The organism is Priestia sp. VA7 (genome assembly GCF_055710015.1).
Window position 1 is genome coordinate 83,730 of the sequence record NZ_JBVQPN010000008.1, and the last position, 10,364, is coordinate 94,093.

A 10,364-nucleotide genomic window follows, 5' to 3' on the forward strand; every position below is an offset into this window, starting at 1 on the left:
TTACATTTAATGTTAAAAATGATCATTTTTAACTAAAATTAAATTTAGTGATTTTAGCATTTTATTACATTTTAAATATTTATTATATTTATGGTATAGGGGATTTAGAGTAACCAGCTATAACATTTGACAAAAAAACTGTTATTTCATCTGGATTTTACACATGGGTACTAACACCGGCTCGCTTGTTCAACCATATTACCAAAATGTAAATAATAAGGGAGTGAAGGACTTGCAAGTGAAACGTTGCCTTTCCGCACTATGTTTTCTTTTTGTTATGATGGGATTTATAGCAGTACCTACGAACGGAGCGTATGCAGAAAAGGAGTATACAATTAAAACATTCGATTATGTAACTGTCGATGGAAAAGAGGTAGATTCTTCAGTTAAGATGAATAGCATTTCTAACAAAGATATACAAGTAACTATGGTTCTACCTAAACAGAATAAAGAGGGCGCTTGGTTGGCATATGGGTTTACGAGCCGGGAAGCTTTAAATGCATTTATTGAGAAGGATAAACAGAGACTTCAAAACAAAGTCATTATGATGGGCAGTGGTTCTTGTTGTACAGATTTCTACGAGTCTAAAAATAAAGGAGGTCAATACATTTATTGGAGAGACGGTTTTAAAAACTTGCCTTCCAGCTGGAATGACAGAATTTCGTCTTTAAGTACAGCATCACCTTCTTCAAGCTATTCAACGACTCTCTGGGAGCATACTTCATCTCAAGGGTATGGAAAAGGAGTCTCTTTTAGGCACTCCGATTGGTATGGTAAAACTGCTAATATGGCCTCTGATTGGGATAATAAAGCTTCAGCAATTGAGATAAAATAAACAAGAGATTACCTGCGACCAAATAAAGAGGTCTTAAAACCACTATTCTCTCATTCTTTTAGAAGAAGTGAGTGAATAGTGGTTTTTTATGGAATTCGTCTCAATCTTAGCAAAGGTTTCTTTTGGAATTTAGGATGCCGATGAATGAAATTATTTTCCTTGGTATTCCAATAATAGATTTTTTAACCATAAACATAATTACTCTTCTTTTGAAATATTATTCTTTCGTTTCTTTCTTACTATAAGACTGATGGCAACGATTAAAGCAATTAGACTATATATCCAGGTAAACATAAAGGCAAGACCTAATCCGATATTAGCATCAACATAGTTGCTGTTTAAATCATCTATGGCTAGATAAAGAAGTGGACCGCCCCCAATAATCAAAAAGAGCAACAAGAGAATATTTTTTTTCGTTTTTCTGTTGATAAGGAAAATAATTAAAAAGGGCAGCAAAAGAAACAATTCCGAAGCTATCGTCAAAGTCAACAGCTTGTTCATAATAAATTCGCTCCTTTTCGTCATTATTATTAAGCTTGAAGTTTATTGTAATACATTCAATAATATCTATCCTATGAAATTTTTCTTTCGTTCCTAAATATGTTCTTCAAATCTCAAAATCCTTAATTCTAGCATTTGGTCTTAGCACTTTTTCTTCATCAAACTTTGCCAATGGTTCCCCCTTTTTGACTTTGTTGACCCAATCATGGTTAGCAAGAGCTCCTTTACCTAAGGTAATTATGTCGGCTTTCCCGTTTTCAATGATTTCTCTTGCCTTGGTAGGATCCTCTAAATGTCCGTTTGCTATTACACAAACTTTCCCATATTTTTTTGCCAGAGCCGCAAGCGACAAATCCCCGTTGCTCAAACCTGAATTGGTTCCAATAGTTTCTTCATCTTTTGAAAATGCTGGTTCCCATGCTTCATACTCTGTAACATGAATAAAGTCAAGACCGGCACGTCCTAACTGACCAAAGATGATTTCAGCATCTTTTTCTTTTCCTACCCACTTGTAGTTATAATCATTTATCTTTCCTTGTGAAATACGAATACCAATGGTAAAGTCCTGTCCAACGGCTTCTCGAACTGCTTTTGAAACTTCAACCAATAACCGGACTCGATTTTCAGTAGAACCACCGTATTCATCTGTACGTCTATTGGTATAATCAGTAAGAAACTGGTCAAGTAGGTAACCATTAGCTCCATGAATTTCAACCCCATCAAAACCAGCAGTTTTTGCATGTTTAGCCGCATTAATAAACCCATTTATCATTTCTGTGATTTCTTCTTTTGTTGCTTCCCTTGGAATCCGGTACAGACCTTTCCCTTCATAAAACTCCATTTGTTTTCCTTTTGGCTGGACAGCAGATGGTCCGATTGTATCTTGAATAAAACGATTCCCTTGTGAAAGGGCTCCCGCATGCATTATTTGTGCAAATATCTTAGCACCTGCTTGATGGACAGAATCGACGACTTTCTTCCATGCTTGTGTTTGTTCTTCATTAATAAGACCTGGATTATTAAAATAACCTTGGCTATACTTGTTATCCGTATAAATTGCTTCCGTAATAATGAGTCCAAATCCTCCACGGACAAATGATGTGTAGTATGATACCATCTGATTGGTTGCCAACCCTTCAAAAGTTGCGCTTACGCGTGCCATTGGAGCAACCCCTACTCGGTTATTTAATGTTATATTGCCTAATGTAACATTTTTAAATAATAGTTTTGGATCAGTCATTGTTAAAACTCCTTTCTTTTTTCTGCCTCTCATTTTGCTACTATCATATAGATGTAAAGTCTTTGGGAATCTTCTTTAAATATCTATTTGACCAATCTAGTTCCTCTTCCATGGTACCTTTAATCCCCTATTTTTATCCCGACCCATTTCCTTTTCTATTTACCTTATCTAATTCCACTTTAAGTATCTGGATATGAGTGTTTGCTTTCGGTTACTAATAAACTAATCGTGTTTATCTCTTACAGTTTCTTACTAAGGGGTTTTTTTGTTTCTAAATAACTTTCCTTCTTTCTATTTTCCAAAATAATCCTTAATTCGTCTATACGACCTTCATACTGTATTTTTGTTTCTTAAATTCCTTCTTTTTTCGCCTTTTGTGCATACTCAGATAAAACAACTTAGTCAGTTAGTTAGATATTAATAGACGCATTACAGAAATTTTGGGGTTCAGAGACAAGAGGTCTTTTTTTAGGTGGGTTATACAAAGAGATATGTTATATATTGGAAAAGAGGTGACTTGTTAAGCTTTGGCGAATTAAGGAAAGGAAACAAATAGAGAAGGAGGACTTAATAGTGAAAGAATTAGTCATTAATGATGTTGTATTTGATGTAAAATATCTTACTATGTCTACAGTCAGCAAAGAAGAAGTGGGACTTGAAAAAAGAATTATTAATAATGGAAAAATGACTAAGGGAAGAGATCAAATTAAGTTTTCATTTTCTGTTTTAGGTAAACAAGATTATCAATTATATGATTCCTTTTTTGAGAATAATCATTATACCGTCGTGATTCCTGAAACCAGTGAAAGATTTATAGCTCATAGTGTTTCGCATAGTACATTTTATCAAGGAGCTGAAGTAGCTGATGACACAGAAGTGGTATTTAAAGTTACACTTACCAAATAAAGAAATCGTCTGTGTTTGAGCTCACACTGGAACTTATTTAAAGGACTTGCTTAAGAATATCATCGAGTTTGATTAAGTTCTATTTATAAGAAATACCTGTACGCCTATAATGTTTTTTAAGGGGAGATCTTAGTGAATACGTGTAGTGGTTTTGCAATAATTTGCTTAAATGATAAAGATGAATTATTAATGGTCTCCCAAGAGAAAACCAACATGCCAAAGCTTTGGTCTGTTCCTTCTGGTGCTATCGAAGGACATGAACGGCTCGAAGATTGTTGTGTTCGAGAAGTATGGAATCAAACAGGTTATCAAATAGAGATAGTAAAAAAAATATACGAGAATAGGTCTACTACTTATAATGTTGATGTGCACATAACCTATTTTGAAGTTAAAATATTGGCTGGAGAAAAGAAAGTCCAGATCGTAGACTCATATTTCTGGCAACCTATATCTAAAATCAATCATTTGAACCTGTTATTTGAAGATGAGCGTGAAGTTGTACTAAATTATATAAAAAAGAAAAAACAATTCACTTAATCTTGTTCAAGAATATTACTTTACCTCTATACAGGTACATGGAGGCCCATTGTCTTTTGAAAAAAACTATAAAAATATATAGAAGGGAAGTTAAATAATTGATTAATACAACCCTTAATTTAATAAAAATTGTCATGCATACTACTATGAAGAATAACTTAGTCTTTATGAATCATTACCTCAATTCGAGGGACATTTTGTTATCTAGATCTAAGAGACCATAAAGTATATTATTTATATCTTCCAAGATAATTTATATGGTTAACAAAAAAAGCTACTGGCCTCGACAGTAGTTTTTTCTGTTATTGTTATACTAGGATTCGATGAATTTTTTATGGACGTAAATGTTCATCATGAAGAAGGAGAGAATTAAATGGTTACAACAGAAATCCCCAAAAAGGTTGCAGTAAAAGATCCAGAAACTGATACAACAACTGTTGAACAGCTAACATATTATCGAATATTAGCCCCACTAAAAGTTAGATCACTCTTATCTCATCTTAATTCAAGTGAAAAGAAATCTATTTCCTTTGATTTTAAAAAAATGAAAAATGGGGATTTAGATCCTTTACGTCACACATTTATAGAAGAGGTAGACAAACAGCAAACAGGCTCTACTGAAACATCTGAAAACAAAGAATCTACGCCTTACAAAGTAGATTTTGTTAACATGCAAAAGAAAGCTTTTAATTTATATGAAGGGGTAATTCACGTACATGGTATCCCAGACGACGGTATTAAGTTACCAGTGGAGGAAGTTAAAATAGATGAGTTGAAAATCGGAAAAAACGAAGTCGTTTATATGAACAATGAATCCACCCTTGTTACTTACCAAATCATTGAAACAGAGAAGGGATTCAAGGTCGTTATAGAAGATACTTTAACGTTGGATTTTGATAGGAGAAAGAAATCTGGTCTATTCCATCTAGAAAGAGTAAAAAGCCTCGGTTCCTATATGAAATGTTTACGATTAATAAACTATTACATACAGCGCAATAAGTTTCCTTTTCAATCTCTAGAGTTATCTGGTGGGACATTAAATTTAAAGGGACATCTCCAACAAATTGAGGAAGAGATTGAATCCTACAAAGAACTGATAGATATTTGTACTCAAATTGGAATAAGTAAAAATTATATATTTGATGATAAGGAAGATTTCCCTTCCCTATTCAATGCTATAATCAATATCTTTAAAAATAAACAATATAGCTTACTAAATATTCATCAAGAAAAACTAAAAAAAACGGAGATAATCAATATTGAACTTTCCAAATATGTGAAACTAGCATTAGTATATGAAGATGGATGTTTCCTTAACCTTTATAGTGAAGAAGCATTAAAAATAACGGGTAGATATTCTTCTATAACAGATGTAGCTAGTAATCACGGGCAGGATACTGTTGAACCTGTTATGTTACCTGATAATCGGGAAAATCATGGCCAAAAAGTAAGCATTTTCGCTTCTCGAAAAATTGAAGAAATGGTGAAAGATACAAACTTTGATTTTGACATAGTAAAATTATCTTTTGCTGATGAACATCATGATATACAAGCTGACTTAACAATTACTAGTTCTTTAGATTATATAGAATTTTATGATAAAACCCTCGATGAAAATTATTTAGAGCTTGCTCTTGATCTAAACCAACGATACTTAGCTAAGTATTCTGAAGATGAAATTGCAAAAGTTAATATTTATCTCATTAAACTCAAGCAAGACCATGAATTATTAGAAGATGAACAAAATGATCTTTATAACATACAAGCAAGAGCAGAAATCAATAATGAGCAAACAATATGTTTTGCATGTGAGGTTTTGTTGAAAAATAAGAAAAAAGCGAAGAGAATATTTGCTACTCTTCCTGATGAAGAAAAAGAAGAAATCATGGAATTTCCAATCTACCGTTTTTATCAAAACTTGGAATAGTATGCTCATCTTCCTTTGTATATAGATTGCTAGTAAACTTTTATAAAGTTTTTTTCTTAATGCAATAAATAAGCTCTATTTGCCTATGATAGGGCTTATAAGTTAAAAAAGTCCTCTACTTTCGCCTTAGAGTCAAGTTTCTTTAAAATATTCATTACTTTTTTTATGGTTGAGCCAGATGGAATATAATTTGAGTCATTATAAATTTTACTAACTGTATGTCTATTTAAATTAGTTGCTTTAACTAATTTGGTTTGAGTATAGCCCTTGCCCATTAAGTATTTTCCTAACTTACTTTTTTTAGTGATTTTAGGCATACTAACACACTCCTTTTTATAAAGGATGGACGTATTCTAAAAAAACTATACATTTTTGTATAAAAAAACAGGCAAAAATCTTAATTTACAACATATAATAAACTATAAAATAAACAGTATATAAATATTGCTTATGCAGAGTTGGAATAATGTCGATATTTTTGTCATAATCATATAGCATGAATATAGTTAAGACCGCCTTATACACTGATAAGTAATGGGCGGTCTTTGTTATAGATATTCTTTGAAATTGGACTTCACACAAAAAAACCTTTACCTAGAGAGAAAAGTTTTTTTGTGTGAATATTAGATAACGAGATACCGCCATTCTAGCAAATCATTTTTCAAAAAAGGTTTTTAACCACTTATAAAAACTCTTCTTTTGTTGGTGTGCTTTTTTTAACGCCCGAATTTCACGAGCCATTGAGATTAATTGACGTTCGCGTTCTTCAAATTTTGCATCGATATAGCTTTGTATCTCTTTCATTTGCATCTCACGTGGTTCTAGGCTAAGAGTTTGCTTTTCAGTTGAAATGTTAGGTGGAGTGGCTGGTATTTGCAATAGGTTAAATTTTTTTGCAACGGTTATAACGGATTTTTCTAAGGTCATTTCGGGATGAGCATAAATTCTTTTTAGTTCATGAAAAATGGTAACGTCGTCATTTGTATAAGCTAATCTACCTTGTTTTTTAGTAAATTGCACACCAATTTTGGCAAAATGGAAGTTGTATTTTCGTATAGTTGATATGGGCAAACCAAGTATATCGGCTAATTCTTCGGTGGTATATGCTGCCTCTGCGGTTATAACTCTCAACATATGATCACCTCCTCTTATCAAGAGAACTATTCTAGGTATATACGTGAAAACCTTCAATTAATAAGAGGACGAGATATTATACGTGTAATGCTATGGTTACTATAGTAATCGGTATTCCCAATTGAGGGTATATTAGCATGTTTAGCTATTTAATAACGTCATAGATTAAATAACTGCCCTTTTCCCTTATCGTGATGGTTTTTTCTGCTTTAGCGATGCATTTAGCCATATAAACATAAACTATTTAAAGAGATTAATCTAATAAATTATTAACTAGTGTTATCTTAATTTTAAAGTGTAATATCTACTGGATTTGAGTCAGTAATTTAGATATAACAAAGTTGTCATGATACTAGATGAGCTAATTGTGGCATTGATAAATGTTAGAATTTTATTTTTAGAGGATTAAATCTTTTGTTATATAAAATCTATTTTTGAATTCCTGTTTTATTTAGGGAATTATTAATCTATAAACTCGTAAATAAAACAATAATGATTCATTTCCGTTTTTATTAAATTTAAAACATTTTAGAGGTATATTTGTAAAAAAAATAAATAAATTATCTTTTAAATTATTGATTTTCTACACGATGAAATTTTAAACAATTCTTCAACATGTTCATTATAATTAAGCAATAAAATTCGGTTAATCATGAAAATAATCCTAAAATGATAATTAAAGCAATCATAAGTAAATTCCGATTTAGATATTTTTATGAAATTGATAAATAATTAAATAAAGATATTATTGTTTTTCTATTATCTATTAGTTGACAAAATAAAAAACCAGGAATGATTTTCCTAGTTTGAGAATAGCTTTTGCCATAATGTCTTCTTTTGATTTTGTTCTTTAATCAACTCTTTTTGAGTATGAGTAAATGCATTTAAAAGGTCTTCATCTCTTTGTTTTAATAACTCTTTTAGATTAGTATTTATTAGTTCTTCAAGATTCTGTTTGCTCTGATTTGAATCTTGTTCAGCTAAATTATCTTTTAGCGTTTCTTGAGTTTTTCTAATGCTTTCAAGAAGAACTTTATCGCGTCTTTTTAGGCTGTTTTCTATGTATGCTTCTAAGTCTTTATTTTCTGTTTTCACTTCAATCATTTGCTGCTTTGTTGCTGCAATTTCTTTATTTGCATTAGCTAACTCTTTTTGAGTAGAAATAAGTTCTTTTGTTAGAAGCTCCAATTTTTCTGAAAGAATCCTGTTAAATTCTATTTGTTGTTTCTGGCCTTCAACTAGGTGATCTATCTTCTTTTCTAAAATAGATCGTTCTTCGTGGTCATTAATAGTCATTTCTTCGCCATTACGCCATTGTTTCACTTGATCCCAGGACCAACCTTGCTCCTGAATTTTCTTCTTTATACTGTTAAGTGTCTCTAGATTCTCTTTTGTAAACCTTCTATGACCTTTTCCATAATCAGTGCCTGTCCACTCTGTAATAATATTGAATTCTTCGCACCATTTACGAAGCAAATCTCCAGAGATACCCAGTATATTTACTACTTCTTTTGGTAAGTACAATTTTTCAGACATAACTACACCTCCATATGTCAGTTAATAATTAATATAATACAAGAATCATGCATTTGATTTCGAAGCGAAACGTATCATGGGATGATTAACGTAGATTCTAATAATATTATTCTTGTCTCATTATTGATTCTATATTAACTGCTAATTTCTCCTATGTAAATCTTAAAACAATAATAATATAATAACTAATTCCTGAATGAAATTATCGTTTTATCTTTTAATCAATAACTATTATTATTGATTAAAAAAACGGAAATAACTTATTATTGATTTAATTATCGTTTTAGTTTATCTTGGGTTCAACTAAATTTGTGTTTTAACTAAAAAAAGAAAGTTATTTTTTATTCAGAAACATGAATTCTCTTTTTAGTTCACCTCAAGTTTAACTAAAATCTGGTTGTCTGGACACATAAATGAAATAATAGGTCTAAAATAGTATTATTCAACTAATGATGTATCAAAAATAAAATGATTAAATTTAGCAGAGCTAAAAGGAAAGTTAGAGCGTTCTTTTAAATTTAATGACTTATAATAATACCATCAACAATGGAAGGTGAAATCATACAGTAGATGAGCTATATATAGAAAGTGGCTTTCAAGATAAATAGACAGCAAACAACTATGAAAGGGGGATACTTTATAGTTGTTTGCTGTCTATTAGGAATAACAAGCGATAATTAGATTAAAAAGCTTTATTCTTTAGATTCATACACTACTGGAACTTTATTCATTTTAACTATTTTGGCCACAATATAACGACGATAGCCATCCTTTAAAACCTTCGTTTCTTTCTCAATCGTTAACGGCTTGTCAAGGTGTCCTGTACGTTTCACAAATTCAATGACTTCTTCTGTTTTCACAGGGTTGGGACGTGTCTTTAAGAAGGCTTCAGGAACGATAATATCATCAAAACTCACGACATCCTTTGTCCCTTTTGGCTGTACAGTTTTCACTTCTTTTGCTACAGGCTCTTGTTTTTCTTCCTGCTTAGTAGCTGCAACCTCTTGTTGAGCCTTAGAAACCTCTTGTTGGGCTTCTTTCTTATCTTTTGACTCATTGGCTTCTTTATCGTTTTTATTCGGGAGAACGGTAATCTGGAAGCAGATGATCCCAATTTCTCCAGGGCACTCGTCAATGGGAATATCTAACGTTGGTTCCCCTTGAACTAAGATCTTTTCATGCATAATACTCTTTTTTGTCAGTCCGGTTTTATTGAAGGCTTTCTTGGCAACAAACACGGTATACGAAATAAACGTACTCTTCTTCAGTCCTTTAGGAGCAGCAGGTGAACCTTTTTCACGCATATCAAAGGCAACGTAGCGATCGTATTCTCGTAATGGTCCTGTCGCAGATCCTGTTATTGTCATTTTATGTGGCATCGTGATCTCCTCCTACTTAGTTACATATATTGATTATTTAGAAGTATGTTCTAAATAATAATAATCTTATTAAACATCAGCTTCCAAGGGATTTCTTCACTTTTGAATTAGGAAACTGAGCCTTTTAACTGGTCCTGTTGGTGCAATAAAGCTTGTTCCTGTGGTGTTAAGGCTTGTCCTAGATCCTGTTTTAGCTGCGCCATTTCTAACGAACTGTACGTAGAACTGTGCTCTTTGAGTACGTTTTCTTCTTCTGGCGTTAGTTCTTGCCCTAAATCTTGCTTTAACTGAATCATTTCAAGCTGTTGATCCAAAGAAATAGTTTCTTCTTGTGTACACTCATTTTGCTCCTGTTCAGCTTGTAACCAA

Annotated in this window: 10 protein-coding genes and 1 pseudogene; 4 read left to right on the forward strand and 7 right to left on the reverse strand. The window is 32.0% G+C overall.

Features of this window, described 5'->3' with window-relative positions; translation table 11 throughout:
- The first annotated feature begins 277 nt into the window (after window positions 1-277).
- Window positions 278-835, forward strand: a complete 558-nt coding sequence (locus tag AC0C45_RS25865) for a hypothetical protein (RefSeq protein ID WP_472929038.1) — start codon at window positions 278-280, stop codon at window positions 833-835.
- Window positions 836-1,033: 198 nt separating this feature from the next.
- Here AC0C45_RS25865 and AC0C45_RS25870 read toward each other — a convergent pair whose 3' ends face one another.
- Both AC0C45_RS25870 and AC0C45_RS25875 read right to left on the reverse strand, forming a co-directional pair.
- Entirely contained in the window at window positions 1,034-1,336 is a 303-nt protein-coding gene (locus tag AC0C45_RS25870; protein ID WP_472929022.1) for a hypothetical protein, read from the reverse strand.
- Window positions 1,337-1,442: 106 nt separating this feature from the next.
- The gene (locus tag AC0C45_RS25875; protein ID WP_472929023.1) at window positions 1,443-2,576 is read right to left on the reverse strand and encodes an NADH:flavin oxidoreductase; all 1,134 of its coding nucleotides are present in this window, start codon (window positions 2,574-2,576) and stop codon (window positions 1,443-1,445) included.
- Window positions 2,577-3,149: 573 nt separating this feature from the next.
- Between AC0C45_RS25875 and AC0C45_RS25880 the strand changes: the two genes are divergently transcribed.
- The 3 genes from AC0C45_RS25880 to AC0C45_RS25890 all read left to right on the forward strand — a co-directional run bounded on the left by AC0C45_RS25880 (window position 3,150) and on the right by AC0C45_RS25890 (window position 5,946).
- A complete protein-coding gene (locus AC0C45_RS25880) occupies window positions 3,150-3,482 on the forward strand; it encodes a hypothetical protein (RefSeq protein WP_472929024.1) in 333 nt (110 codons plus the stop codon).
- A gap of 132 nt (window positions 3,483-3,614) precedes the next feature.
- Entirely contained in the window at window positions 3,615-4,019 is a 405-nt protein-coding gene (locus AC0C45_RS25885; RefSeq protein ID WP_472929025.1) for an NUDIX hydrolase, read from the forward strand.
- Between the two features lie 373 nt (window positions 4,020-4,392).
- A complete protein-coding gene (locus tag AC0C45_RS25890; protein WP_472929026.1) occupies window positions 4,393-5,946 on the forward strand; it encodes a DUF4365 domain-containing protein in 1,554 nt (517 codons plus the stop codon).
- A 95-nt stretch (window positions 5,947-6,041) separates the two neighbouring features.
- Here AC0C45_RS25890 and AC0C45_RS25895 read toward each other — a convergent pair whose 3' ends face one another.
- The 5 genes and pseudogenes from AC0C45_RS25895 to AC0C45_RS25915 all read right to left on the reverse strand — a co-directional run.
- Complete coding sequence (locus AC0C45_RS25895) at window positions 6,042-6,263, reverse strand: helix-turn-helix domain-containing protein (protein WP_075422544.1); 222 nt, start codon at window positions 6,261-6,263, stop codon at window positions 6,042-6,044.
- Between the two features lie 337 nt (window positions 6,264-6,600).
- Window positions 6,601-7,080, reverse strand: coding sequence for a hypothetical protein (locus tag AC0C45_RS25900; protein ID WP_472929028.1), 480 nt, complete (start codon window positions 7,078-7,080; stop codon window positions 6,601-6,603).
- An 801-nt stretch (window positions 7,081-7,881) separates the two neighbouring features.
- The gene (locus AC0C45_RS25905) at window positions 7,882-8,616 is read right to left on the reverse strand and encodes a MerR family transcriptional regulator (protein WP_472929030.1); all 735 of its coding nucleotides are present in this window, start codon (window positions 8,614-8,616) and stop codon (window positions 7,882-7,884) included.
- A 692-nt stretch (window positions 8,617-9,308) separates the two neighbouring features.
- On the reverse strand, window positions 9,309-9,995 hold the full coding sequence (locus tag AC0C45_RS25910; RefSeq protein WP_472929032.1) for a ParB N-terminal domain-containing protein: 687 nt from the start codon (window positions 9,993-9,995) through the stop codon (window positions 9,309-9,311).
- Between the two features lie 107 nt (window positions 9,996-10,102).
- Window positions 10,103-10,364: pseudogene (locus AC0C45_RS25915) on the reverse strand (replication protein); the annotation flags it as partial.